The organism is Streptomyces sp. a15 (genome assembly GCF_059026085.1).
This window is the reverse complement of record NZ_JBWLKM010000002.1, coordinates 221,398-246,848: the sequence shown is the minus strand read 5'-3', so window position 1 is coordinate 246,848 and position 25,451 is coordinate 221,398. Positions and strand designations below refer to the sequence as shown.

The 25,451-nt window shown below is 70.9% G+C and carries 25 protein-coding genes and 1 pseudogene; 23 read left to right on the top strand and 3 right to left on the bottom strand.

The genetic code is table 11. The features are described from left to right. The first annotated feature begins 70 nt into the window (after nucleotides 1–70). The 12 genes from AC5P09_RS04155 (at nucleotide 71) to AC5P09_RS04100 (ending at nucleotide 13,061) form a co-directional block, all read left to right on the top strand. Nucleotides 71–1,264 carry an argininosuccinate synthase gene (locus AC5P09_RS04155; protein WP_307673545.1) on the top strand — a complete coding sequence of 398 codons (1,194 nt, stop codon included), beginning with the start codon at nucleotides 71–73 and terminating at the stop codon, nucleotides 1,262–1,264. Between the two features lie 124 nt (nucleotides 1,265–1,388). After that, entirely contained in the window at nucleotides 1,389–2,822 is a 1,434-nt protein-coding gene (gene argH, locus AC5P09_RS04150; RefSeq protein WP_493872485.1) for an argininosuccinate lyase, read from the top strand. A 199-nt stretch (nucleotides 2,823–3,021) separates the two neighbouring features. Further along, nucleotides 3,022–3,993 carry an aldo/keto reductase gene (locus AC5P09_RS04145; protein WP_493872484.1) on the top strand — a complete coding sequence of 324 codons (972 nt, stop codon included), beginning with the start codon at nucleotides 3,022–3,024 and terminating at the stop codon, nucleotides 3,991–3,993. A gap of 82 nt (nucleotides 3,994–4,075) precedes the next feature. Further along, nucleotides 4,076–4,642 (top strand): TetR/AcrR family transcriptional regulator, encoded by a 567-nt coding sequence (locus AC5P09_RS04140; protein WP_493872483.1) that lies wholly within the window; start codon nucleotides 4,076–4,078, stop codon nucleotides 4,640–4,642. After that, nucleotides 4,639–6,162 carry an MFS transporter gene (locus AC5P09_RS04135; RefSeq protein WP_493872482.1) on the top strand — a complete coding sequence of 508 codons (1,524 nt, stop codon included), beginning with the start codon at nucleotides 4,639–4,641 and terminating at the stop codon, nucleotides 6,160–6,162. Before AC5P09_RS04140 ends, AC5P09_RS04135 begins: the two co-directional genes overlap by 4 nt. A gap of 112 nt (nucleotides 6,163–6,274) precedes the next feature. Next, nucleotides 6,275–6,469, top strand: coding sequence for a hypothetical protein (locus tag AC5P09_RS04130; RefSeq protein ID WP_493872481.1), 195 nt, complete (start codon nucleotides 6,275–6,277; stop codon nucleotides 6,467–6,469). Beyond that, complete coding sequence (locus AC5P09_RS04125; protein WP_493872480.1) at nucleotides 6,466–7,461, top strand: AAA family ATPase; 996 nt, start codon at nucleotides 6,466–6,468, stop codon at nucleotides 7,459–7,461. The genes AC5P09_RS04130 and AC5P09_RS04125 overlap by 4 nt, the downstream gene beginning before the upstream one ends. Continuing rightward, a complete protein-coding gene (locus AC5P09_RS04120) occupies nucleotides 7,458–8,366 on the top strand; it encodes a DUF58 domain-containing protein (RefSeq protein ID WP_493872479.1) in 909 nt (302 codons plus the stop codon). The genes AC5P09_RS04125 and AC5P09_RS04120 overlap by 4 nt, the downstream gene beginning before the upstream one ends. Nucleotides 8,367–8,381: 15 nt before the next feature. Beyond that, on the top strand, nucleotides 8,382–9,332 hold the full coding sequence (locus AC5P09_RS04115; protein ID WP_493872478.1) for a VWA domain-containing protein: 951 nt from the start codon (nucleotides 8,382–8,384) through the stop codon (nucleotides 9,330–9,332). A 697-nt stretch (nucleotides 9,333–10,029) separates the two neighbouring features. Next, a complete protein-coding gene (locus tag AC5P09_RS04110; RefSeq protein ID WP_493872477.1) occupies nucleotides 10,030–11,118 on the top strand; it encodes a S1C family serine protease in 1,089 nt (362 codons plus the stop codon). Nucleotides 11,119–11,130: 12 nt separating this feature from the next. Next, the gene (locus AC5P09_RS04105; protein ID WP_493872476.1) at nucleotides 11,131–11,805 is read left to right on the top strand and encodes a response regulator transcription factor; all 675 of its coding nucleotides are present in this window, start codon (nucleotides 11,131–11,133) and stop codon (nucleotides 11,803–11,805) included. Next, the gene (locus tag AC5P09_RS04100; RefSeq protein WP_493872475.1) at nucleotides 11,802–13,061 is read left to right on the top strand and encodes a sensor histidine kinase; all 1,260 of its coding nucleotides are present in this window, start codon (nucleotides 11,802–11,804) and stop codon (nucleotides 13,059–13,061) included. Before AC5P09_RS04105 ends, AC5P09_RS04100 begins: the two co-directional genes overlap by 4 nt. 23 nt (nucleotides 13,062–13,084) lie before the next feature. Here the strand turns inward: AC5P09_RS04100 and AC5P09_RS04095 are convergent, their stop codons facing one another. Continuing rightward, nucleotides 13,085–13,705: a lysophospholipid acyltransferase family protein gene (locus AC5P09_RS04095; protein ID WP_425587646.1), complete on the bottom strand. Its 621-nt coding sequence runs from the start codon at nucleotides 13,703–13,705 to the stop codon at nucleotides 13,085–13,087. A gap of 478 nt (nucleotides 13,706–14,183) precedes the next feature. Here AC5P09_RS04095 and AC5P09_RS04090 point away from each other — a divergent pair, with 478 nt between their 5' ends. The 3 genes from AC5P09_RS04090 (at nucleotide 14,184) to AC5P09_RS04080 (ending at nucleotide 16,477) form a co-directional block, all read left to right on the top strand. After that, complete coding sequence (locus AC5P09_RS04090; RefSeq protein WP_493872474.1) at nucleotides 14,184–15,353, top strand: glycerophosphodiester phosphodiesterase; 1,170 nt, start codon at nucleotides 14,184–14,186, stop codon at nucleotides 15,351–15,353. A gap of 74 nt (nucleotides 15,354–15,427) precedes the next feature. Then, a complete protein-coding gene (locus AC5P09_RS04085; protein ID WP_493872473.1) occupies nucleotides 15,428–15,934 on the top strand; it encodes a sigma-70 family RNA polymerase sigma factor in 507 nt (168 codons plus the stop codon). Nucleotides 15,935–15,979: 45 nt separating this feature from the next. After that, nucleotides 15,980–16,477: a GNAT family N-acetyltransferase gene (locus AC5P09_RS04080; protein ID WP_493872472.1), complete on the top strand. Its 498-nt coding sequence runs from the start codon at nucleotides 15,980–15,982 to the stop codon at nucleotides 16,475–16,477. Nucleotides 16,478–16,569: 92 nt separating this feature from the next. Here the strand turns inward: AC5P09_RS04080 and AC5P09_RS04075 are convergent, their stop codons facing one another. Continuing rightward, nucleotides 16,570–17,022 carry a hypothetical protein gene (locus tag AC5P09_RS04075; protein WP_493872471.1) on the bottom strand — a complete coding sequence of 151 codons (453 nt, stop codon included), beginning with the start codon at nucleotides 17,020–17,022 and terminating at the stop codon, nucleotides 16,570–16,572. Beyond that, nucleotides 17,003–17,362 (bottom strand): hypothetical protein, encoded by a 360-nt coding sequence (locus AC5P09_RS04070; RefSeq protein WP_266442834.1) that lies wholly within the window; start codon nucleotides 17,360–17,362, stop codon nucleotides 17,003–17,005. Before AC5P09_RS04070 ends, AC5P09_RS04075 begins: the two co-directional genes overlap by 20 nt. 69 nt (nucleotides 17,363–17,431) lie before the next feature. On the opposite strand from AC5P09_RS04070, the gene AC5P09_RS04065 reads away from it, so the two are divergent. The 8 genes and pseudogenes from AC5P09_RS04065 to AC5P09_RS04030 all read left to right on the top strand — a co-directional run. Then, nucleotides 17,432–18,082 carry an HAD family hydrolase gene (locus AC5P09_RS04065; protein WP_493872470.1) on the top strand — a complete coding sequence of 217 codons (651 nt, stop codon included), beginning with the start codon at nucleotides 17,432–17,434 and terminating at the stop codon, nucleotides 18,080–18,082. A gap of 316 nt (nucleotides 18,083–18,398) precedes the next feature. Then, the gene (locus AC5P09_RS04060; RefSeq protein ID WP_493872469.1) at nucleotides 18,399–19,487 is read left to right on the top strand and encodes a methionine ABC transporter ATP-binding protein; all 1,089 of its coding nucleotides are present in this window, start codon (nucleotides 18,399–18,401) and stop codon (nucleotides 19,485–19,487) included. Nucleotides 19,488–19,507: 20 nt separating this feature from the next. Beyond that, a complete protein-coding gene (locus tag AC5P09_RS04055; RefSeq protein ID WP_493872567.1) occupies nucleotides 19,508–20,230 on the top strand; it encodes a methionine ABC transporter permease in 723 nt (240 codons plus the stop codon). Nucleotides 20,231–20,330: 100 nt separating this feature from the next. Further along, a complete protein-coding gene (locus tag AC5P09_RS04050; RefSeq protein WP_493872468.1) occupies nucleotides 20,331–21,161 on the top strand; it encodes a MetQ/NlpA family ABC transporter substrate-binding protein in 831 nt (276 codons plus the stop codon). Nucleotides 21,162–21,173: 12 nt separating this feature from the next. Then, nucleotides 21,174–21,989: a MetQ/NlpA family ABC transporter substrate-binding protein gene (locus tag AC5P09_RS04045; protein ID WP_493872467.1), complete on the top strand. Its 816-nt coding sequence runs from the start codon at nucleotides 21,174–21,176 to the stop codon at nucleotides 21,987–21,989. Nucleotides 21,990–22,162: 173 nt separating this feature from the next. After that, nucleotides 22,163–22,801, top strand: a complete 639-nt coding sequence (locus AC5P09_RS04040; protein ID WP_266442850.1) for a GNAT family N-acetyltransferase — start codon at nucleotides 22,163–22,165, stop codon at nucleotides 22,799–22,801. Between the two features lie 102 nt (nucleotides 22,802–22,903). After that, a complete protein-coding gene (gene cbiE / locus AC5P09_RS04035) occupies nucleotides 22,904–24,118 on the top strand; it encodes a precorrin-6y C5,15-methyltransferase (decarboxylating) subunit CbiE (RefSeq protein WP_493872466.1) in 1,215 nt (404 codons plus the stop codon). 379 nt (nucleotides 24,119–24,497) lie between these two features. Continuing rightward, nucleotides 24,498–25,451, top strand: a pseudogene (locus AC5P09_RS04030) (nicotinate-nucleotide--dimethylbenzimidazole phosphoribosyltransferase); the annotation flags it as partial.

Here is a 25,451-nt window from a genome sequence, read left to right as displayed (position 1 = left end):
GCGAGATTGACGAATCATGCAGACTCCTGCATACTCATGCATGTCAGCGAAGCACTGTGAGGAGAACCCGATGACCGAGCGCGTCGTACTCGCCTACTCGGGCGGTCTGGACACCTCCGTCGCCATCGGCTGGATCGCCGAGGAGACGGGCGCCGAGGTCATCGCCGTCGCGGTCGACGTCGGTCAGGGCGGCGAGGACCTGGACGTCATCCGCAAGCGCGCCCTCGCGTGCGGCGCGGTCGAGGCCGAGGTCGCGGACGCCAAGGACGAGTTCGCCGAGGAGTACTGCCTCCCGGCGATCAAGGCCAACGCCCTCTACATGGACCGCTACCCGCTGGTCTCCGCGCTCTCCCGGCCGACGATCGTCAAGCACCTCGTCGCCGCCGCCAAGAAGCACGGCGCCACCACCGTCGCCCACGGCTGCACCGGCAAGGGCAACGACCAGGTCCGCTTCGAGGCCGGCATCGTCGCCCTCGCCCCCGACCTCCAGTGCATCGCCCCGGTCCGCGACTACGCCATGACCCGGGACAAGGCCATCGCGTTCTGCGAGGAGAAGCAGCTCCCGATCGCCACCAGCAAGAAGTCCCCGTACTCCATCGACCAGAACGTCTTCGGGCGCGCGGTCGAGACGGGCTTCCTGGAGGACATCTGGAACGCGCCGATCGAGGACATCTACGAGTACACCTCGAACCCGGCCGAGCCCCGCGAGGCCGACGAGGTGATCATCACCTTCAAGGAGGGTGTCCCGGTCGCCATCGACGGCAAGCCCGTCTCGGTGCTCCAGGCCATCCAGCAGCTCAACGAGCGCGCCGGAGCCCAGGGCATCGGCCGTATCGACATGGTCGAGGACCGGCTCGTCGGCATCAAGTCCCGCGAGGTGTACGAGGCCCCGGGCGCGATCGCCCTGATCACCGCCCACCAGGAACTGGAGAACGTCACCGTCGAGCGCGAACTGGCCCGCTACAAGCGGCAGGTCGAGCAGCGCTGGGGCGAACTGGTCTACGACGGCCAGTGGTTCTCCCCGCTCAAGCGCGCCCTGGACGGCTTCATCAACGAGGCCAACCAGCACGTCTCGGGTGACATCCGGATGACCCTGCACGGCGGCCGCGCGGTCGTCACCGGCCGGCGCTCCCAGTCGTCGCTGTACGACTTCAACCTGGCGACGTACGACACGGGCGACACCTTCGACCAGGCCGCGGCCAAGGGCTTCATCGACATCTACAGCCTGTCGTCGAAGATCGCCGCGCAGCGGGACCTGGCGTAGGCGGTACGGACCCTGCGCAAGCAGTAGCGTGAATGCCGCCTCCCTGACCGCCGGTCGGCAGGGAGGCGGTGGCACATCCACGACCATGCCTTTGACACGACAAGGCCTTTGAGGAGCAACGCAAGTGAGCAGCAACAGCGGTGACGTACGGCTCTGGGGCGGCCGTTTCGCCGACGGTCCCGCCGAGGCCCTGGCGAAGCTGTCCGCGTCCGTCCACTTCGACTGGCGGCTCGCGCCCTACGACATCGCCGGTTCGCGTGCCCACGCGCGCGTGCTGCACAAGGCGGGGCTGCTCACGGAGGACGAGCTGACCCGGATGCTCGCGGGCCTCGACCGGCTCGAAGCGGACGTGGCATCCGGTGACCTCGTCGGCACCATCGCCGACGAGGACGTCCACACCGCCCTGGAGCGTGGCCTCCTGGAGCGCATCGGCCCCGACCTCGGCGGCAAGCTCCGCGCCGGCCGCTCCCGCAACGACCAGGTCGCCACCCTCTTCCGGATGTACCTGCGCGACCACGCCCGGATCATCGGCGGCCTGATCGCCGAACTCCAGGACGCCCTGATCGGCCTCGCGGAGGCCCACCCGGACGTGGCGATGCCCGGCCGCACCCACCTCCAGCACGCCCAGCCGGTGCTCTTCGCCCACCACGTCCTCGCGCACGTCCAGCCCCTGTCCCGGGACGCCGAACGCCTGCGCCAGTGGGACGAGCGCACGGCCGTGTCGCCGTACGGCTCGGGCGCCCTCGCGGGCTCCTCCCTCGGCCTGGACCCGGAGGCGGTCGCTCGCGATCTCGGCTTCGAGCACGGCAGCGTCGGCAACTCCATCGACGGCACCGCCTCCCGCGACTTCGTCGCCGAGTTCGCCTTCATCACCGCGATGATCGGGGTCAACCTCTCCCGGATCGCCGAGGAGATCATCCTCTGGAACACGAAGGAGTTCTCCTTCGTGACGCTGCACGACGCGTTCTCCACGGGCTCGTCGATCATGCCGCAGAAGAAGAACCCGGACATCGCGGAGCTGGCGCGCGGCAAGAGCGGCCGTCTGATCGGCAACCTGACCGGCCTGATGGCGACGCTCAAGGCCCTCCCGCTCGCGTACAACCGCGACCTCCAGGAGGACAAGGAGCCGGTCTTCGACTCCTGCGACCAGCTGGAGGTCCTGCTCCCCGCCTTCACCGGCATGATCGCCACCCTCACCGTCCACCGCGAACGCATGGAGGAACTGGCCCCGGCCGGCTTCTCGCTCGCCACCGACATCGCCGAGTGGCTGGTCAAGCAGGGCGTGCCGTTCCGGATCGCGCACGAGGTCGCCGGCGAGTGCGTGAAGGTCGCCGAGGCCGAGGGCAAGGAACTCGACGAGCTGACGGACGAACAGTTCGCGAAGATCTCCGCCCACCTGACCCCCGAGGTGCGCTCCGTCCTCAACGTGCCCGGCGCCCTCGCCTCCCGCGACGGCCGCGGCGGTACGGCGCCCAGCGCGGTCGCCGTCCAGCTCGCGGAGGTCAAGGCGGACGTGGCGGCGCAGCACGAGTGGGCGACCGCAAAGAAGCAGAGCTGATTCGGCGTCCCTGAGGGCCGTGCCCCACAGGGGCGCGGGGCTGTATCGATCTGCGGCTCCGCCGCGCGGGCGCGACAAGCCACGAACGACCGGCACTCGCCCATCCACCGCAGGCCCCGAGCTCAATGGCGATCACGAGAAGGGCATCGCGGGTTACGTTGGTCGGAAGCCGTACCGGAGCCGACCAACGGAGCCCGCGATGCCCTTCGCCCGACTGGCCACAGCAACAACCCCCACCTGCCACCTCGGGCTCGGCCTCGCAGCCGTCGGCCGCCCCGGCTACATCAACCTCGGCCGAGACCACGACCTCGGAGCGAACCGCAGCGTCGAGACGCTGCGCGCCCGCACCCACGAACTCCTCGACGCTGCCTACGCCCAAGGCGTCCGTTACTTCGACGCGGCCCGTTCCTACGGCCGTTCCGAGGAGTTCCTCGCCGACTGGCTGAACGCCCGCCCCGACATCGACGACATCGTCGTCGGCAGCAAGTGGGGCTACACCTACACCGCGGCCTGGAGCACCGACGCCGACCGGCATGAGGTCAAGGACCACACGCTCGCCACGTACGAGCGGCAGCGCGTCGAGAGCGACGAACTGCTCGGCGACCGGCTCGACCTCTACCAGATCCACTCGGTGACCCCGGACAGCCCGGCCCTCACCGACAAGGAACTCCACGCGAAGCTGGCGGAAGCCGCCGCGCAGGGCCTCACCGTCGGCTTCTCCACCAGCGGCCCCGCCCAGGCCGACGCGATCCGGGCCGCGCTCGCCGTGACGGTCGACGGCGAGCCCCTCTTCCGTACCGTCCAGTCGACGTACAACGCCCTGGAGACCTCGGCCGCCCCCGCGCTCGCCGAGGCACGCGAGGCCGGACTCACGGTCATCGTCAAGGAGGCGATGGCCAACGGGCGCCTCGCGGAGCCACACGCACCGGACGCGCTGAAGGCCGTGGCCGAGGAAACGTCTCTGGGCTGCGACGCGGTCGCCCTCGCCCTCGTCCTGCGCCAGCCGTGGGCCGGTGTCGTCCTCTCCGGCGCCGCGACCGTCACCCAGCTCTCCTCGAACCTGCACGCGGCGGTCGTGGACCTCGACGAGGACCAGCTGACCCGGCTGGCCGCACTGGTCGAGGAGCCGCGGACGTACTGGGAGAAGCGCGGGCAGCTGCCCTGGCACTGAGAAGCCCCTGAAGGGCACAGGTGCGTGAGACGTCCATGCCCCTGGTGAGACATGCATGTCTCATGTGGGCTATGGTTGTCTCATGGCCGTCGATCGTGATCACGTACTGCGCAGCGCCGCAGCCCTGCTGACCCGCAAATCCACCGCGACCATGGACGAGGTGGCGAAGGCGGCCGGGATCAGCCGGGCCACCCTGCACCGCCAGTTCGCCGGGCGTGACGCGCTGGTCCGGGCGCTGGAGGCACTCGGCATCGCGGAGTGCGAGGCGTCGGCGGACGCCGCACGGCTCGACGACGGCCCGGCCCAGGAGGCGCTGCGCAGGTTCGTGAAGGAACTCGAACCCGCCGCCGGACTGCTCGCCTTCCTCTACACCGAGAACCAGCTGTTCGAGGGCGAGGAGCAGAACGAGGGCTGGGCCCGCCTGGACGCCCGGATCGCCGCGCTGTTCCGCCGCGGCCAGGCGACCGGCGAGTTCCGCATCGACCTGACCCCGGCCTGGCTCACCGAGGCGCTCTACGGCCTGATGGCCTCCGGCGCCTGGGCCGTGTCGGAGGGCAGGGTCGCCCCCAAGGACTTCACCTACATGATCACCGAGCTGCTGCTCGGCGGCGCACTACGGCATCCCGCACGACAGAGAGAGGAATCATGACCAGCACCCTGCAGCCGGCGAACCCGACCGAGGCGGTGAAGCGCCCCGGCCGTTGGCTCGCGCTGTCCGTCCTCGTGCTCGCCGTGCTGCTGGTGGCCGTGGACGCGACCGTCCTCGGCCTCGCGACCCCCTACATCAGCGAGGACCTGAAGCCCTCCGGCACCCAGCTCCTGTGGATCGGTGACGTCTACTCCTTCGTCATCGCCGGTCTGCTCGTCTCCATGGGCAGCCTCGGCGACCGCATCGGCCGCAAGCGGATCCTGCTCATCGGCGCCACCGCCTTCGGCGCGGTCTCCGTCCTGAACGCCTATGCCACGACACCCGAGATGATGATCGTCGCCCGGGCGCTGCTCGGTGTCGCCGGCGCGACCCTCATGCCCGCCACGCTCGCCCTGATCCGCAACCTCTTCCACGACCCGCGCGAACGCAGCCTCGCCGTCGGCATCTGGGGCGCAACAGCCTCCGCGGGTACCGCGGTCGGGCCCATCGCCGGTGGGTTTCTGCTCGAACACTTCTGGTGGGGCTCGGTCTTCCTGATCAACCTGCCCGTGATGGCGGTCCTGGTCCTCGTAGGCATCAAGCTGCTGCCCGAGTCGCGGAATCCGCGTCCCGGCCCGTGGGACATGATCAGTGTCGTGCTGTCGCTGGTCGGCATGATCGGTGTCGTGTACGCCGTCAAGGAGGCCGCCACCCATGGCATCACGTGGGAGACACTCGCCTCGGGCCTGCTGGGCGCGGGGGCGTTGTACGGCTTCGTACGCCGCCAACTCACCCTGCCGACACCCCTGCTGGACATGCGGCTGTTCCGCCACCGCGGCTTCAGCGGAGCGGTCCTCGCCGACCTGCTGACCATCCTCGGTCTGTCCGGGCTCGTCTTCTTCCTCTCCCAGTATCTGCAACTCGTCCAGGGCAGGCGGCCTTTGGAAGCGGGCCTGGCCGAACTGCCCGCCGCCGTGGGTGCGGTGGTGGCCGGCCTGATCGCCGGCTCGATGGCCCGGCGCTTCTCGGTCCGGTCCGTCGTCTCCGGCGGCCTCGCGGCCGTCGGCCTCGCACTGGCCGCGCTCACCGTGATCGACCAGTCCACCGGCTACCCGCTCCTCGGCACCGCGCTGCTGTTCGTCGGCATCGGAGCCGGCTTCTCCTTCACCGTCACCGCCGACGTCATCCTGGGCTCCGTACCCAAGGAACAGGCGGGCGCGGCATCCGCGGTGTCCGAGACGGCGTACGAACTCGGCGCGGCCCTCGGCATCGCCGTACTCGGCTCGATCGTGACGGGCGTCTACCGCGACTTCAAGGGCCCGGCGGGCACACCGGCGGAGGCGCACGAGTCGCTGGGCGGGGCGGTGGAGGCGTCGGCGGGCTTGCCGGCCCAGACGTCGGAGGCGCTGCTGGAGGCGGCCCGGAGTTCGTTCGTGGACGGACTCGCGCTCGCGGCAGGGGTGGGGGCGGTGGTGCTGCTCACTGCGGCGGTAGCGGCATGGTTCCTGCTGCGAGGCCAACGGCTGGACAGCGCCGCCTAGGGGCGGCGGGCCTCAGCCTGCCCACACTCGACTTTAAGCCCGTTTTCGCCCCGACCTGATGGTCTTGGCTCCGTACCCGACGTCGTCCCCACGGCCGAAGGAGCCAACGACCATGACACGTCGTACGCGCACAATGATCGTCACCGCGTCCGTGCTGGCCGCCGCCGGACTGACCGGTGGCGGCGTCGCACTGGCCGCCGACAGTGACGAGAAGCCCCGCGACCAGGTGAGGTTCGTCGTAGAAGAGGGCGACCGCGACTGCCCCGAGAAAACCACCGGCACGAACGACCCGGCCTCACAGCTGTGACCGCCCCCGACGACAAGCTCCTCGAAGACGCCCTCTTCGAGGTGAAACGGGTCATCGTCGGCCAGGACCGCATGGTGGAACGCCTGTTCACCGCGATCCTGGCCCGCGGCCACTGCCTCCTGGAGGGCGTACCCGGCGTCGCCAAGACGCTCGCCGCGAAGACCCTCGCACACGTCGTGGGCGGTCACTTCGCCCGCCTCCAGTTCACCCCCGACCTCGTCCCCTCCGACATCACCGGCACCCGCATCTACCGGCCCTCCCAAGAGGCGTTCGACATCGAACCGGGGCCGGTCATCGCGAACGTCGTCCTCGCCGACGAGATCAACCGCGCCCCCGCCAAGGTGCAGTCGGCGCTGCTTGAGGTCATGGGCGAGCACCAGGTGTCCATCGGCGGCACCACCCTCCCCGTCCCCGAACCGTTCCTCGTGCTCGCCACCCAGAACCCCATCGAGTCCGAGGGCGTCTACCGGCTCCCCGAGGCCCAGCGCGACCGCTTCCTGCTCAAGGTGGACGTCGCCGCGCCCACCGAGTCCGAGGAACTCGCCATCCTCTACCGGATGAGCGTCGACCCGCCCCGCCCGCGCCGCGTCCTCACCCCCGAGCGGCTGGTCGCCCTCCAGCGCACGGCCGACGAGGTGTTCGTGCACCACGCGGTCGCCGAGTACGCCGTACGACTGGTCTGCGCGACCCGCGAACTCGCCGGACCGGAGAGCCGGCTGGCGCACGGCGCCGGTCCGCGGGCCACGCTCGGCCTGGTCGCCGCGGCCCGCGCGCTGGCTCTGCTGCGCGGACGGGGCTACGTACTCCCCGACGACGTGAGCGACTTGGCGCACGAGGTCGTCGCCCACCGTCTCGTCCTGCCCTTCGACGCGCTCGCCGACGGCGTCACCCCGGGCGAGATCGTCGACGAGGTGCTCGCGGCGGTCCACCAGCCCCGGATCAGTCCTCGTCAGGCCGCCGCCGAGAAACACACCGAGGAGGCCGTCGCATGACCCCGACCCTGCGCCAGCTCACCCCCGAACAGGCCCTGAAACACCTGGAACTGCTCTTCACCCGGCACCCCGACGGGCTCCTCCAGGGCGACCATCCGGCCCTGCTGCCGGGGCCGGGCAGCGAGCTCGCGGAGACCCGGCCGTACGTCATCGGCGACGACGTCCGCCGGATGGACTGGAACGCCACCGCCCGCACCACCGTCCCGCACGTCCGTCTCACCCTCGCCGACCGTGAGCTGACCATCTGGATCGTCCTGGACGCCTCCGCGAGCATGGACTTCGGCACCGCCCGGATGGAGAAGCGGGACCTCGCGGTGGGCGCGGCGGCGGCCGTCGCGTTCCTCACCGAGCGGGCCGGCAACCGGCTCGGCGCGCAGATCTCGGGGCCGCACGGCATACGGCGGATCCTGCCCCGCACCGGCCGACGACACCTGCTCACCGTCCTGCACGCCGCCCTGGACCGCCCGCGCGTCGAACCGGGGGCCGCCGACTCCACCCTCGCCGACTCCCTCCGGGAACTGCGTGCCCTGCCCGGGCGGGGCCTGGTCGCCGTCGTCTCCGACTTCCTGGAGACCGGCTGGGAGCAGCCCCTGCGCACGGTGGCCCACCGCCACCAGGTCCTCGCCGTGGAGACCGTCGACCCGCGTGAACTGGAGCTGCCCGACGTCGGGTTGCTCACCGTCGTCGACCCCGAGACCGGACGACGACGCGAAGTCCCCACGCACGCACGGCGGTTGCGCGAGCGGTATGCGGAGGCCGCGCTGGAACAGCGGGCCGTGATCAAGCAGGCGATCCGCCGTGCGGGCGCCGCGCACCTCAGGCTCCGCACGGACCGGGACTGGGTGCGGGACGTCGTCCGGTACGTCGAGGACCAGCGGCGCCGTGCGGGAGGCGGCGCCGCATGACACGGGAGTGACTTCATGGGTTTGCGTTCCCCCGGCTGGCTGCTGCTCCTGATCCCGCTCGCCGGACTGATCGGCGCGTATCTGCTGGTCCAACGCAGGCGCGGCCGCTATGCCGTCCGTTTCACCAACCTCGACCTGCTCGACAAGGTCGCGCCCCACCGGCCGGGCCGGCGCCGGCACATACCGGCCGCGGCCTTCTGCGCCACGCTCGCGCTGCTGGTGCTGGGGTTCGCCCGGCCCACGGCCGACGTGCAGGTACCGCGCGAACGGGCGACGATCGTCGTCGCCTTCGACACCTCCGGTTCCATGGAGGCCACCGACGTCTCACCGACCCGGTTCGTGGCCGCCCAGCGCGCCGCCCTCGCCTTCATCGACCGGCTGCCCGAACGGTTCAACACCGGGCTCGTCTCCTTCAGCGGCTCCGCCACCGTCGCGGTGCCGCCGACCACCGACCGCGCGGTGCTGCGCTCGGCCATCGAACAGCTCACCACCGGCCAGGGCACGGCGATCGGCGAGGCCGTCATCGCCGCCCGCAACGCGATCCGGGCGCTCGACAAACAGGCCGAGACCGAGCCGCCGCCCGCCCACATCGTGCTGCTCTCCGACGGCTCCAACACGGTGGGCCGCTCGGTCGAGTCGGCGGCGGCGGAGGCGGCCGCCGAGCGCATCCCCGTCTCGACGATCGCGTACGGCACGGAGGACGGCGTCGTCGACCTCGGCGACGGCCGCCTCCTCCAGGTCCCCGTCGACGGCCCCGCCCTGGAGAACCTCGCCTCCCGCACGGGCGGCGACTACCACGAGGCCGCCACGGGCGAGGAACTCCAGGCCGTCTACGAGGACATCGGCAGCTCCGTCGGCCACCGCACCGAGGAACGCGAGATCTGGCAGTGGTTCGTGGCGGCAGGCCTCGCCACGGCACTGATCGCCGCCGCGACCTCCCTGCTGTGGTTCTCCCGCCTGCCATGACCGACCTCGACACCCGTCCCCGGCCCACCGACGAAGGAGGCACACCGTGACAGACCCCACGCACTCCGGCCCGCCGGGTTCTTTCGAAGCCGAGCACTTTGGCGTGCCGGCTTCTCCCGGCAGCACGCGCCCCGGCTCACCGGGTTCTCCTGGAGCTGAGCGCTTCGGTGTGGCGGGTTCGCCGGGTGGCGCGGGCTCCGGTGCGCCGGGTTCGCCTGATGCCGCGCATGCTGGCCCGGCGGGTTCGCTTGATGTCGCGGGCTCCGGTGGGCCGGGTTCTTCCCGTGCCGTGCACTCCGGTGTGGCGGGTTCGCCGGGTGGCGCGGGCTCCGGTGCGCCGGGTTCGCCTGATGCCGCGCATGCCGGTGCGGCGGGTTCTTCCGGTGCCGTGCATTCCGGTGTGGCGGGTTTGCCGGGTGGCGCGGGCTCCGGTGCGCCGGGTTCGCCTGATGCCGCGCATGCTGGCCCGGCGGGTTCGCTTGATGTCGCGGGCTCCGGTGGGCCGGGTTCTTCCCGTGCCGTGCACTCCGGTGCGCCGGGTTCGCCTGATGCCGCGCATGCTGGCCCGCCGGGTTCGCCTGATGCCGCGGGCTCCGGTGGGCCGGGTTCTTCCCGTGCCGTGCACTCCGGTGCGCCGGGTTCGCCTGATGCTGCGCATGCCGGCCCGGCGGGTTCGCCCGATGCCGCACGCTCCGGCGTGCCGGCTTCTCACGATCCCGTGTACTCCGGTGGCTCGCCGGTCGCTCCTGGCCTCGGCAAACCGCCGGCCTCCTCCGACGGCGGCGGCCCGCAGCGTACCGAGGGATCCTCGGACGGCACCACGCGTCATGCCACCGCGTCCGAGGTCGACCCGAGCGCGGCCGACGGGGCCTCGGGCCACCGAGGCGCCGCCCCCGTCGACGCCCCGCTCGGCCTCGGCGCGCCCCGTGGCCCGTCCTTCCTGCCAGGTCTGCGGCCCACGCTCCCCGACCGGCCCGCGCCGGTGCCGTCTCCAGCCCCGGCCCCGTCCCCGGCCCCGTCCCCGCACTCGCCCGTCCCCGCGCGGCCCCCACGCAACCGCACCCCCCGTCCCCTCACCACCGCCCTCCTCGCCGCCGTGCTCGCGGGCGGCGCCGCCGGATACGCCGCCGGCGTCCTCGGGGACGACGACCCGGCCGCTTCGGTGACCGCACGCGAGGTCGGCGGGCTGCAAGCCGTCGCCGACCGGGTCCTGCCCAGCGTGGTCTCCGTCGTCACGGCGAACGGGCAGGGGTCCGGGTTCGTCTTCGACGAGCGGGGCCGGATCCTCACCAACGCGCATGTCGTGGACGGGAGTTCGCAGGTCACCGTCGAGCTGCAGGACGGGCGCCGGCTGAGTGCCGAGGTGGTCGGCGACGACCCCGCGCACGACGTGGCCGTACTGGAGCCGGAGACGTCACGCGGTCTCAGGGCCGCCGAACTCGCCACCGGCGCCCGCCCCGGCGTCGGAGACACGGTCCTCGCCATCGGTTCCCCGCTGGGCCTGAGCGGCACTGTCACCTCGGGCATCGTCAGTGCCCTGGACCGCTCCGTACGGCTCGGCGAAGGCAGCGGCGGCGGCGGGCAGCAGCGCGCCCTGCAGACCGACGCGTCGATCAACCCCGGCAACTCGGGCGGACCGCTGGTCGACGCCGAGGGACGGGTCATCGGCATCAATACGGCCATCGCGACGTTGGACCAGCAACGAGGTGGTTCCATCGGCATCGGCTTCGCCATCCCCGTGGCGGACGCGGCGACGGCGGCACAGACGATCATCGACGGGGGCTGAGGAGGGACGGACATGAGACTGCTCGTGGTCGAGGACGAGGAGGACCTGGTCGTCGCGCTCAAGGTCGGCCTGGTGCGGGCGGGCTACGCCGTCGACGTCGCCCCGGACGTCGACACATCGACCGAGAAACTCGCCGTCAACGACTACGACCTGGTCCTGCTGGACCTCAACCTCCCCGACGGCGACGGCTTCACCGTCTGCCGCGCAATCCGTGCGGCCCCAGGCCCCGGCGGCCCCCGCATCCTCATGCTCACCGCCCGCGACCGCCTCGCCGACCGCGTCCGCGGCCTCGACGAGGGCGCCGACGACTACCTCGTCAAACCCTTCGCCCTGCCCGAACTCCTCGCCCGCATCAGGGCGCTGCTGCGCCGCGAGGACGGCGGCACGGCAGTCGTCGAGGTCGGCGAACTCCGCCTGGACACCGCCCGCTTCGAGGCCTACCGCGGCCCCCGCCGACTCAATCTCACGCCGAAGGAGTTCAGCGTCCTGCACTACCTCATGACCCGCCCCGGGCGCGTCGTGCCGGCCGAGGAACTCCTCGAACACGTCTGGGACGAACACGCCGACCCCTTCACCAACACCGTGCGCGTCACGGTCGGTTCGCTGCGCCGCAAGGTCACCGGAGAGGACGAACCCCTCATAGAGACGGTGATACGGCAGGGCTACCGCCTGAAGGAGACGCCATGAAACGCCCTTCCTTCAAGCGCCTGCCCCTCAGGCTCCCGCACCTGCCCCTCAGGCTCCCGCGCCTGCCCTCCTTCACCCACACCATCCGCTTCCGCCTCACCGTCCTCTACTCCGGCCTCCTGTTCGTCCTCACCGCACTCGTCCTCGGCGCCACCTACGTGGCCGTGGAACGCAGCGGCGAGGCCCACCCCGTCAGCAAGCAGTTCCGCGCCGAGAAGTACGTGAACGGCGTCTACATGGGCGAGTTCGACGCCGTGAAGCTCCAGGAGGTCGAGGCGGCCGTCAACTACGAGACCCTCGCCAACCTGCGCCGCTTCTCCTACGCCGTCCTCGGCGGCCTCGCCGCCACCAGCCTCGTCCTCGGCTGGATCCTCTCCGGCCGCGCCCTGCGCCCCGTACGCGCCATCTCCCGCACGGCGGCCGAGATCCAGGCCACCGACCTGTCGAAACGCATCCAGCTGCAGGGCCCCAAGGACGAGCTGCGCGACCTCGCCGACACGGTGGACTCGATGCTGGACCGGCTCGACGAGGCGTTCCGCGCCCAGCGCCAGCTCATCGACGACGCCTCGCACGAGCTGCGCAGCCCCCTCGCGATCATCCGCGCCAACCTGGACGCCGTACTGACCGCGGAGGAGTCCGACGAGGAGGAGCGCCGTACGGCCGCCCGCAGTGTCGACCGCGCGACCACCCGGATGACCCGGCTGGTCGAGGACCTGCTGGCCACGGCCCGCCGCAGCGCGCCCGCCCTCGCCGACGCGGACGTCGACCTGGCCGCCGCGGCGGGCGAGGCGTGCGAGGAGTTCGCCCCGCTCGCCGCCGACCGCTGCCTCGCCCTGCACCGCCGGCTCGTCCCGGGCCTGACCGTCATCGGCGACCACGACGCCCTGCGCCGGGCCGTCGGCAACCTGCTCTCGAACGCCGTACGACTGTCCTCGCCCGGCACCCGCATCACCGTCGCCGCGGGCCGCTCGGGCAGTTGGCTGTGGACCGCCGTGCGGGACGAGGGGCCCGGCATCCTGGACGACGACCAGGCCCGGGTCTTCGACCGGTTCTGGCGGGCCAGGGCGGGCGGCGGCGGACGCGACCGGCACGCCGGGCTCGGCCTCGCCATCGTCCGGCAGATCGTGGAGTCGCACGGCGGCCAGATCCGGCTGTTCTCCCGGGTCGGCGAGGGCTCGACGTTCGTGCTGTGGTTCCCGGCGCCGGGGGACGGGCACGCGAACGGCGGACCGCCCGAGGAGCAGCCCGCCGTATAGCCGTACCGAAGCCCTTAAGCCGCTTACGCGGCCTTCGCCTTGGTGGCGTACATGTCCACGTACTCCTGCCCGGACAGCCGCATGACCTCGGTCATCACGGAGTCGGTCACCGCCCGCAGGACATAGCGGTCGCGGTCCATCCCCTCGTAGCGGGAGAACTCCATCGCCTCGCCGAAGCGGACGGTGACGCGGCCGGGACGCGGGAAGCCGGCACCGCCGGGCTGGATCTTGTCGGTGCCGATGATGGCGAACGGTACGACGGGCGCGCCGGTCATCATGGCCAGCCGGGCGATGCCCGTGCGGCCGCGATACAGCCGGCCGTCGGGGGAGCGCGTGCCCTCCGGGTAGATGCTGAAGACCTTGCCCTCCTCCAGCACCCGGCGGCCGGTCATGAGCGCCGCGACACCGCCGCGGCCGCCGTCCCGGTCGACCGGGATCATGCCGCAGCCCGTGAAGAACCAGGCCATCAGCCGGCCCTTGATCCCCTTGCCGGTGACGTACTCGTCCTTGCCGATGAAGAAGACCTGCCGGTCGCAGAAGAGCGGCATGATCATCGAGTCGATGAAGGTGAGGTGGTTCCCGGCCAGGATCACCGGACCGTCGCCCGGGATGTGCTCCGCGCCTTCCACCCGTGGGCGGAACATCAGGCGCATGATCGGTCCGAGCACTGCCTTGATGAGCGCGAAGCGGGACAACGGGCCCTCCGGTGTCAAGAGAATGGTGAGGGAATCTGTATGAGTCTGTGCAGGTGAGGACATTACTCGCGGCCCAGGGGGTCGCGCACATCGGGCACGGCGGATTCACCGAGGTCTTACGCACTGTTGACACCCGTTCACCTGCGGTGGCACCGCGTTGCCCGGCGGTAACCCGAACGGAACGATGTGACACAGGTCGCGTACCCCGCGCCGCAGCCGTGAAGCCGACCGGGCGTCAGACCTCTGTTCCCGTACGACATCCCGTGTCACCCGCGTGTTCCGCCACAGGTCTCCCGTCCGCCATGGACACGACCCTACGATCGGCGCGCATGGTCGAGCCGATGGCAGGAGGGCGTTCATGGGAACGCAGGGGTCGCAGGGGTCGCAGGGGTCGCAGGGGTCGCAGGGGTCGCAGGGGTCGCAGGGAATGCAGGGATCGCAGGGGGCGAACGAGCAGGCGGGCGGGACCGGGCGGCGGGCGCTTCTCGGTGCGGCGGTGCTCGGTGCCGGGGGAGCGGTCCTCGGGATGTCCGGTACGGCGAGAGCCGCCGGTGCCGGGCCAGGGAGCGGCGGGGTGAAGAGCCTGCCCGTGCCGACGATCATCGGTCACCGGGGTGCCAGCGGCTACCGCCCCGAGCACACCCTCGGTGCGTACCAGCTCGCCCTCGACCTGGGCGCCGACATCGTCGAAGCCGGCGACCTCGTGCCCACCAAGGACGGCCACCTCGTCTGCCGCCACGAGCCCGAGATCGGCGGCACGACCGACGTCGCGAACCACCCCGAGTTCGCCGGCCGCAAGACCACCAAGGTGCTCGACGGCGTCTCCACCACCGGCTGGTTCACCGAGGACTTCACGCTCGCCGAGCTCAAGACGCTCCGCGCGATCGAACGCATCCCGGCCAACCGCCCGCACAACACCCTCTACAACGGCCGCTGGGAGATCCCCACCTTCGAAGAGGTCCTGAAGTGGCAGGACGAGCAGACCCGCAGGCGGGGCAAGCAGGTCTGGATCTACCCCGAGCTCAAGCACCCCACCTACTTCCGCAAGCTGGGCCTGGGCCTGGAGGAGCGGGTCGCCAAGCTGCTGCGCAAGTACGGCAGGGACAAGTGGAAGTCGCCGGTCATCATCCAGTCCTTCGAGCCGACCAGCATCCAGCGCCTGAACAAGCTGGTCGACAACCCGCTCGTGGTGCTCCTGTCCGGCCCGACCACCCGTCCCTGGGACTTCGTCGAGACCGGTGACCCGCGCACGGTCGCCGACCTGGTCAAGCCGGCCGGCCTCAGGGAGATCGCCTCCTACGCGCAGGGCATCGGCCCGACCCTCGACCTGATCATCCCGAAGGACGCCGCGGGCAGGCTCACCCAGCCGACCACCCTCGTCAAGGACGCGCACAAGGTGGGCCTCGTCCTGCACCCCTGGACCCTGCGCAACGAGAACCCCTTCCTGCCCGCCGACTTCCGCAAGGGCACGGACGCGGACGCCTACGGCGACGTCTTCGGCGCATACAAGGCGTACTTCGCCACGGGCATCGACGGCGTCTTCACCGACCAGCCGGACACCGGTCTGCTGGCCCGCGAGGACTTCGTCAACAGCTGAACCATCGGCCCCGATTGGGGTGACAGTCGGACGCCCGGGCAACCCACAGCCCGGGCGGACGCGTCGCCCTGCATATGACGCACGACCTCGTCACCACCCTGCGCCCCCTGCTCACCGCCGAAGCCCTGGCCGAGGCGCATGCCACCGGTACGGAACCGGGCGACCTGGAGCAGGCGGTCTGGCTCCGTCTCCTGGAGCACCTGGAGACCCAGGGCCCGCCCCTCGACCCGCACGGCTGGCTCCGCCGAGCCGTCCGCTCCGAGTCCCGCCGCACCCGCCGTACGACCCGACTCGAACGACCGTACGACGCCGAGCCGACCGACGACGGCGACCGCACCCCCGAACAACTCGCCCTCGCCTCGGCCCGCCGCCGCGCCCTGCACGACGCCGTACGCCGCCTCCCCGGTCGCTGCCCCCGTCTGATGGCGGCCCTCCTGTCGCCCAGGGACCTCACATACCGGGAAATCGCGGGGGAGTTGGGTATGTCACAGGGCAGTCTTGGCCCGGAACGTTCCAGATGCCTGGGATGTCTGCGCCGATTGCTCACACCGGAGGTTGCGGCCCGCGGAGCGCGGGGATAGGAGTGAGGGACGACAGGCGATCAGGTGAGCGGGAGGCGTGCGCACATGGGCATGAGCGTGACCATCTCTGCGGCGACCGAGCAGGACGCGGAGCAGATCTTCAGGCTGCAGTACCTGTGCTTCCAGAGCGAGGCCGCTCTGTACGGCAACTACCGCATCGACCCGCTGGTCCAGAGCCTGGACTCCGTCCGCGAGGAGGTGGTCGCGGACTGCGTCTTCGTGGCCAGGCTGGGCGAGGAGGTCGTCGGCTCGGTGCGCGGCGCGGTGACCGAGGACGGCGCCGCCGCCATCGGCAAGCTCTGCGTCCACCCCCGCCTCCAGGGCCACGGCATCGGAGCGCGGCTGCTGCGCGCGGCCGAGTCGGCGCTGGCCGAGGAACGCGGCGCCAAGAAGTTCCGCCTCCACACGGGCTACCGCAGCGAGGGCAACCTGCGCCTGTACCGGCGGGTGGGCTACGAGACGGTGGGCACGTCGAAGGGTGCGGACGGGGTGGAGATGATCGTCCTGGAAAAGCTAGCGGGAACTTATGCAGCCACGGCGTGATCGGATCTTTTAGGGGCGCGGGGCTGTGTCGATATGCGGCTCCGCCGCGTGGGCGCGACAAGCCACAACGGGCCCGCGGCCGCCTGAAGACCTCAGGCGGCATCCCCCTGCGGCGCACGCGATTTCCGCAGCCAGTACATCGCGGACAACGGCAACAGCACCGGGATGAACACATACCCGATCCCGAAGTCCGACCACACGGTCGCGTCCGGGAACGCGGAGGGGTCCACCAGCGTCCAGGTCCCGACCGTCAGCACGCCCACCAACTCGGCCCCACAGCACACCAACGCCGCCTTACGCGCCGTCTCCCCACCCCGCACCAGCGAGTACGTGATGAACCCGTAGACAAGCCCCGCCACCGCGGACAACGAGTAAGCGAGCGGCGCCCGGTCGAACTCGGTAGAGATCTGCACCACCGAGCGCGACACCGCCCCGACGACCATCACGCCGTACAGCCAGACCAACAGCATCCCCGGCCCGCTGATCAGCCGCTGCCGCGTGGGCTTCTCCTCCGTCACGGCCACCTCAGCCTCCCCAGATGTCATAGAGACGCACTTCGAGCACCGCCAGCACCACACCGCCGGAGGCAACCGTCACCGAGCCCCACCGGGTCCGCTCGGCCAGCGACATGAACCCCGCCGCCGGGACGCACGCGAACGCGCCCAGCAGATACGCCACGAAGATCGTCGTGCCCTGGTCCGGCTTCTCGCCCCGCCCCAACTGCACGATCCCGACCACCAGCTGGACGAGGGCCAGCACGGACACCACGGCCATCCCGATGAAGTGCCAGTCCTTGGTCGGCTGATCTCGGTACGCGGCCCAGCCGCACCACGCGGCCAGCAGAAGTGCGGCGACGCCGGTCACGAGCGTCAGGGCATCAAGCATGTCGTGACCCTATTACGGGCCAAAGAACCCGAGGCGGCCGACCCCGGGACGCACCGTAGGGTCGACAGCATGAAGATCTACGCACAAGCCCTCCTGTTCGACAACGACGGCACCCTCGTCTCCTCCCTCGCCTCCGTGGACCGCTGCTGGACGCAGTGGGCCCTGGAGTACGGGATCACCGTCGAGGACTTCGCACGCGTCGAACTGCACGGGCGGCCGGCCGCCGAGATAGCCGCCGACCTGCTGCCCGCGCACCTCGTCCCGGAGGCCGTCGCGCGGATCGAGAAGCTTGAGGTGGAGGACGTACCCAACGACGGAGTCCAGCTGCTGCCCGGCACCAAGGACTTCCTCGACGCGCTGCCCGCCGACCGCTGGGCCGTCGTCACCTCCGCCACCCGGCGCCTGGCCGAGGCCCGCCTCGACGCCGTCGGCATCCTGCCCAAGACGCTGATCGCCGCCGACGACATCACGCGCGGCAAGCCCGACCCCGAGCCCTACCTGCTCGCGGCCCGCGAACTCGGCGTCGACCCGGCCCACTGTGTCGTCTTCGAGGACGCCCCCGCCGGTCTCCAGGCCGGCCGCGCCGCCGGAATGACCACCGTGGCATTGACCACAACCCACCAGGCCCACGAGCTGGTCGCCGACCTCGTGGTGCGGGACCTGTCGGCCTTGTCCGCCCTGGTCAGCGACAGGGGAGTCGAGATCTCGGTCCGCGGTTGACGGGTGTCCGCCGCTGTCCAGCATCCGGACAGCGGCGCTTTGTCAGGACCGTAGGTCTGGTTTACTGATCGCATGACCACGACGAGCTGCCGCACCCTTGCGACCGAGGCGACCATGACGCCCGGTGCTCGTTGTATGTGTCGAATGTGCGCCTTCTAGAGGGCCCCTGCACCACCCTGAGCCTCGCGCCCCGAAGCGAGCCGCCGTGGCATGTCCGTGCGCTGAATCCCGTACGTGACTGACGCCGCCCCGCGCACATGTTCTCTCCCCTGGTTCCTTATGCCACCGCACGAGAACCGTGTCGCGTTCCGACCGAATGCACCCGCCAGGGCACATCCACGCCCTGCACACGACAGTGACGGAAACCCACGTGATCACCACCACAGGCCTGACCAAGGTCTACCGCACCAGCGGCCGTGAGGTCACCGCCCTGGACGGCGTCGATCTCCACGTCCGCGAAGGCGAGGTGTACGGCGTCATCGGCCAGTCCGGCGCCGGCAAGTCCTCGCTCATCCGCTGCGTCAACCTGCTGGAGCGCCCCACCGCCGGCACGGTCACCGTCGCCGGACAGGACCTCACCGCCCTCGCCGGGCGCGGACCCCGCGCCGGCCGGGAGCTGCGCCGGGCGCGCAGCCGTATCGGCATGGTCTTCCAGCACTTCAACCTGCTGTCGACGCGGACCGTGCAGGACAACGTCGAGCTGCCGCTCGAAATCCTCGGGAAGTCCGGCCAGGAGCGCTCCCGCAAGGCCCTGGAGCTGCTCGACCTGGTCGGTCTCGCCGACAAGGCGAAGGCCTACCCGGCCCAGCTCTCCGGCGGCCAGAAGCAGCGCGTGGGCATCGCCCGCGCCCTGGCCGGCGACCCCAAGGTCCTGCTGTCCGACGAGGCGACCAGCGCCCTCGACCCCGAGACCACCCGCTCCATCCTCCAGCTGCTGCGCGACCTGAACCGGCAACTGGGCCTGACCGTCCTGCTCATCACCCACGAGATGGACGTCGTGAAGTCGATCTGCGACTCGGCCGCGCTGATGGAGGAGGGCCGCATCGTGGAGTCCGGCACCGTGAGCGAACTGCTCGCGACCCCGGGCTCCGAGCTGGCCTCCGCGCTGTTCCCGGTGGGCGGCGAGGCCTCCGGCGCCGACCGCACCGTCGTCGACGTCACCTTCCAGGGCGAGGCCGCGACCCAGCCGGTCATCTCCCAGCTCTCCCGCACCTACAACATCGACATATCGATCCTCGGTGCCGCCATCGACACCGTCGGCGGCCTCCAGGTCGGCCGGATGCGCATCGAACTGCCCGGCCGCTACGAGGACAACGTCGTGCCGATCGGCTTCCTGCGCGAACAGGGCCTGCACATCGACGTACTGGGCGAGGAGCCCCTGCTGGTGAAGGAAGGCGCCAAGTGACCTGGACTGATTGGTCTGCGATGCAGCCCCTGCTGGAGCAGGCATGTTGGGACACTCTCTACATGGTCGGCTGGTCCACAGTCATCGCCGTCGTCGGCGGGCTCCCGCTCGGCGTCCTCCTCGTCCTCACCGACCGGGGCGGACTCCTCCAGAACGTCGTCGCGAACAAGGTCATCGGGCAGGTCGTGAACGTCGCCCGCTCGATGCCGTTCATCATCCTGATGGTCGCGCTGATGGGCTTCACCCGCTCGATCACCGGCACCACCATCGGCCGCGAGGCCGCCATCGTGCCGCTCGCCATCGGCGCGATCCCCTTCTTCGCGCGCCTGGTCGAGACGGCTGTCCGGGAAGTGGACGGCGGGCTCGTCGAGGCCGTGCAGTCGATGGGCGGCAACACCTGGACGGTCGTACGGAAGGTCCTCGTACCCGAGTCCCTGCCGTCGCTGATCTCCAGCACCACCACCACGATCGTCGCCCTCATCGGCTACTCCGCGATGGCCGGCACGGTCGGTGCCGGCGGCCTCGGCGACATCGCGATCCGGTACGGCTACCAGCGCTTCGAGACCGAGCTGATGTGGATCACCGTGGCGATCCTCGCCGTGGTCATCTCCGTCATCCAGTTCGCCGGCGACTACGCCGCCCGCTTCCTGCACCGCCGCGCCGGCCAGTCCGGTCCCGCGCCGAGGCTGCGCCTGCTGAAGGCGAAGGAGCCGGTGACGGCCGACGTCGGCAAGGTCGCCTGAAGTCTCCCTCAGAAGCCCCCTCGTAGGGGCACCCACCACCCGCAGATTGCCCCGCACACCCATCGCGGGGTCGCTCCACCCCTCAGGAAAGGCACTTTTCGTGCGTAACGCCGCCAAAATCACCACCGCCGTCCTCGCTGCCGGAGCCCTCACCTTCGGGCTCACCGCCTGCGGCTCGGACAACGACTCCGCCTCCTCCGACACCAGCGGACCGCTGGTCGTCGCCGCGAGCCCGACGCCGCACGCCGAGATCCTGAACTACGTGAAGGACAACCTGGCGACGAAGGCCGGCCTCGACCTGGAGGTCAAGGAGTTCACGGACTACGTCACGCCGAACACGGCGACCGAAGACGGTTCGGTGGACGCGAACTACTTCCAGAACCAGCCGTACCTCGACGACTTCAACAAGAAGAACGGCACCCACATCGTGCCCGTCGTCACGGTCCACCTGGAGCCGCTCGGCCTCTACTCCAACAAGGTCAAGAGCGCCGACGCCCTGAAGAGCGGTGCGACCGTCGGCGTCCCCAACGACAGCGTGAACGAGGCGCGGGCGCTGAAGCTCCTGGACGCCAACGGGATCATCACCCTCAAGGACGGCGTGGGCAACGAGGCGACCCCCTCCGACATCAGCAAGAACCCGAAGAACCTCAAGTTCAAGGAGCTGGAGGCGGCCCAGACCCCGCGTTCCCTGGACGACGTGGACGCGGCCGTCATCAACGGCAACTACGCCATCGAGGCCGACCTCTCGCCCGCCGACGACGCCCTCGTCCTGGAGTCCGCCACGGACAACCCGTACGGCAACTTCCTCGCCGTCAAGGACGGCAACGAGGACGACCCGCGCGTGAAGAAGCTCGCGGGGCTCCTCACCTCCGCCGAGGTCAAGAAGTTCATAGAGGACACCTACGACGGGTCCGTCATCCCGTCCTTCTGAGGAGCTGCCGTCATGCGCAAGACCGTCACAGCGGCCGCCTCGGTCGCACTGGCCCTCGGCCTCAGTGCCTGCGGTTCCACAAGCGGCGACGGTGACGACGACTCCCTCGTCGTCGGCGCCACCGCCGTCCCGGCCGGCGAGGTCCTGACGTACATCAAGGACAACCTCGCCGCGAAGGCCGGACTCGACCTGGAGATCAAGGAGTTCACGGACTACGTCCTCCCGAACACCGCGCTCCAGGAGGGCTCGCTCGACGCGAACCTCTACCAGAACGAGCCCTACCTGGACGACTTCAACGAGTCCAAGGGCACCGACCTGGTCCCGGTCGTCGATGCCTATCTGCCGCCCATGGGCGTGTACTCCAAGAAGGTCGCGGACGTCACCGAGCTCGCCGACGGAGCAACCGTCGCCGTGCCGAACGACACCACCAACGAAGGCCGCGCCCTCAAGCTCCTGGCCTCCCAGGGCGTCATCACGCTCAAGGAGGACGCGGGCACGGACGCCTCCCCCGCGGACATCAAGGCCAACCCCAGGCACCTGAAGTTCAAGGAGCTGGAGCCCGCCCAACTGCCGCGCTCCCTCGACGACGTGGCCGCGGCGGTCATCAACAACAACTACGCCCAGGACGCGGGCCTCAGTCCCACGAAGAACGCCGTCCTCCTGGAGTCGGCGAAGGACAACCCCTACGCCAACCTCCTCGCCGTCAAGCGCGGCAACGAGGACGATCCCAGGGTGAAGAAGCTCGCCGAACTCCTCACCTCCGCCGAGGTGAAGAAGTTCATCGAGGACAAGTACCAGGGCTCGGTTCTGCCGGTCAGCTCCGGCTGACGGGGCGTATACGGCGTATCACCACGGACGGGGTCCACTCCCTCACCGGGTGGGGGTGCCCCCCACGCCCTTAAGGCAGTGGAGGAGGACCCCGTCGTGCGGTTCGGTGCTTCCATGCTGCATGCTGGGCAGTTCAGCAGGCTGAAGGTTTCCCGACGGTTACGGAGCGGCGCATGACTGGCACCTTCCCCAACATCTCCATCAGCACGGAGCGGTTGGTGCTGCGTCCCCTCGACGAGGACGACGTGCCTGCCCTGGCCGAGATGATGAACGACGAGCAGGTCGTGGCCTGGACCGACGTTCCCCAGCCGTTCACCGAGGACGCCGCCCGCACCTGGATCACCGAGTACGCCCCCGCCGAACGCCAGGCGGGCCGCGGCCTCGACCTCGCCGTCACCGAGTTCCTCACCCAGCGCCTGGTCGGCATCGTCCAGCTCGGCAAGACCAACTGGCACATCAGGTCCACCGAACTGTCGTACATCATCGCCCCCTGGGCCCGCGGCGAGGGCTACGCCTCCGAGGCCGCCCTGGCCACCGCCCAGTGGCTCCTCGGCGACCAGAAACTCGAGCGTATCGAGCTGCGCACGGCGGCCGACAACACCGCCTCCCAGCAGGTCGCCCAGAAAATCGGCTGTATCAGCGAGGGCGTCCTGCGCAACGCCTGCATAGCGCACGTCCGCACCGAGGACGGCACCTGGGCCGACGTCCGCACCGACTTCATCGTGTGGAGCCTCCTCCCGGAAGACCTCGACGGGGCGGGCGAGCAGCTGGCCGACTCCGGCGGTTTCACGTCGTTCTCGGACTGGAACTGACCAAGGGGGCCACCGGCTCGGTCGCTTCCACCAGGTACTCTCACGGAGCCCGGCATCCGGGCCCCTGACAACCTGCGCAAACCCCCTGGAGACTGAGAGACGATGGCCGACCGGGTCACGGTGATCGGCTGGGACGGCTCGCCGCTGACCGCCGCGGCACGCTCCGCCCTCGGCGCCGCCACGCTGGTGGCCGGTGCCGCCCACCACCTGGCACTCCCCGAGGTGCCGCCCGGTGCCGAGCGCATCCGCCTCGGCAGCGTCGCCCTCGCCGCCCGCCGTATCGCCGGCCATCGCGGCTCCGCGGTGGTGCTCGCCGACGGCGACCCCGGCTTCTTCGGCGTCGTACGAACCCTGCGTGCCCCCGAGTTCGGCCTGGAGGTGGAGGTCGTCCCCGGCGTCTCCTCCGTGGCCACCGCCTTCGCCCGCGCCGGCATGCCCTGGGACGACGCACAGGTGGTCGTCGCACACCGGCGCACCCTGCGCCGCGCGGTGAACGTGTGCCGCGCCCACACCAAGGTCGCCGTCCTCACCTCGCCCGGCGCCGGCCCAGCCGAACTCGGCCTGCTTCTCGACGGCGTCCACCGCACCTTCGTCATCTGCGAGGAACTCGGCACCGACCGCGAGCAGATCACCGTCGTCACCTCCGACAAGGCCGCCGACCACACCTGGCGCGACCCGAACCTGGTCATCGTCATCGGCGGAACCGCCGGACCCGCGGGGGAGGACAGCGGCTGGATCGCCGGACGCGCCCCGGGCACCGCACCGCGCGGCTGGGCGCTGCCCGCCGAGGCGTACGGCTCAGACCTGGGCGAAGGCGAGGGGGAGCTGCTCCGCGCCGCCCAACTCGCCCGGCTGGGACCGCGCGTCGGCGACCTCGTGTGGGACATCGGCTGCGGCAGCGGCGCCTTCGCCACCGAGGCGGCACGGGCCGGGGCGGCCGTCATCGCCGTCGACCGGGACCTGGAGGCGTGCGCCCGCACCGAGGCCGCCGCACGCGGCTTCGGGGTGCAACTGCAGACCGTGCGCGGCAACGCCCCGCTCATTCTGGAGAACCTGCCCGAACCGGACGTCGTCCGGGTCGGCGGCGGGGGAGCGGCCGTGGTCTCGGCCGTGGCCGACCGCCGTCCGCAGCGCATCGTGACGCACGCGGCGACCCGTGACGCTGCCGAACTGGTCGGCCGCGACCTGACCGAGCACGGCTACCGGGTCGAGTGCGCCCTCGTTCAGTCCGTCGAACTCGACACCCGGGCCTGGACGGAGACCGAGCGGAGCGTCGCGTTCCTGCTCAGCGGCCTGCTGCCGGACCGTACGGCCTGACTGCCGTTCCGTCCCGGATCCTGTCCCCGTGATCCTGTTGTCGTACTGCGCGCGGTAGGCTGGCCGATCGTTGTACCGCACTCGGACGCCCGGCGCTTCGTTCGTCAATGTCCGGAAAACTCGCCCCTTTTGGGGTGAGTGTGGTACGGCAGAACCGGAGGACGCGCAACGTGGCGCAGTCCACAGCGGGCCGTCGCGGATCAAGCTGTCGCGACGGGGCAACGGCCGCGACAATGCCAGTTAATGGCTTTGTCGTCTTTTGGCGACGGGTCGTTCGTGCCGCTGGGCACGCACGCTCGTTCTTCACTGCGGGGCGGTCGGTGCGCCGTTCCGGGTGAGCCGGCCGAAGAAGCACTAACCGATGGGCGAGGGGTTACGCATGACCGACACCGGCCAGGTCCCGGGCGAGGGACTGCCGGAGAGCGCAGGCATGGTGGAGCAGCCGAGCGCCCCCGCGCACGGTGCGTACACCTACCTCTCCGAGACCACCGCCGAGGACGAAGACCTGTTGCTGCTGCCGGGTGCCCAGGGCGCGTGGGGCAACGAGGTCGCCCCGCCCGCGCCGGAGCCCGTCGTCGAGACCGTGCACGAGCCGGGCCCGCACGAGATGTCCGGCCGCGACAGCGGCTCGGTCGACCTCAACGGCTTCCGCCTCCCCAACCCCGCACCGCAGTCCATGCCCACTCCGCCCCGCCGCCCCCTGCACCTCGGCCCGCCCATCCCCGACACCTCCGCGAGCCCGGTCCGCTCCCTCGCCGACCGCGGCGCCGTCGCAGCGCCGGCACGGCAGTCCGGCCAGCCCGCGACGGGTCCCGAGTACCTCGACGCCCCCCAGCCGCTGCGCGAGATGACCCCGCAGGGAGCGTCACCCTGGGGCGCGGCCCCCGTCCACGGCGCGGTCCAGGCGCCGGTGAACCCCGAGGCCGGGGCTGCCGAAACGGTTGTCCCGGCGCCGGCCCAGGAAGCCGAACCGGTGGACGCGGCCCAGGCCGCGGTGACCCACCCGGCTCCTCAGGTGGCACACGCTGCCGAGGCGCCGCAGCCTGCCGAGGCGGTCGCTGACGGGTTCGTCGCGGAGGCCGCGGAGGGGCCGGGCGAAGGGATCGCACAGGCACAGGCACAGGCTGACGTTCAGGCTCCGGAGAGCCAGAGCGGCGCGGCCGCTCAGGGCCCGGAGGGTCAGGGTGCCGGGTTCGGTCCGGGCCCGGAGGGTCAGGGTGCCGGGTTCGGTCCGGGCCCGGAGGGTCAGGGTGCCGGGTTCGGCCAGGTCCCGGACGGCCAGGGCGGTGGGTTCGCGCAGGTCCCGGAGGGCCAGAGTGGCGCGGTGGCTCAG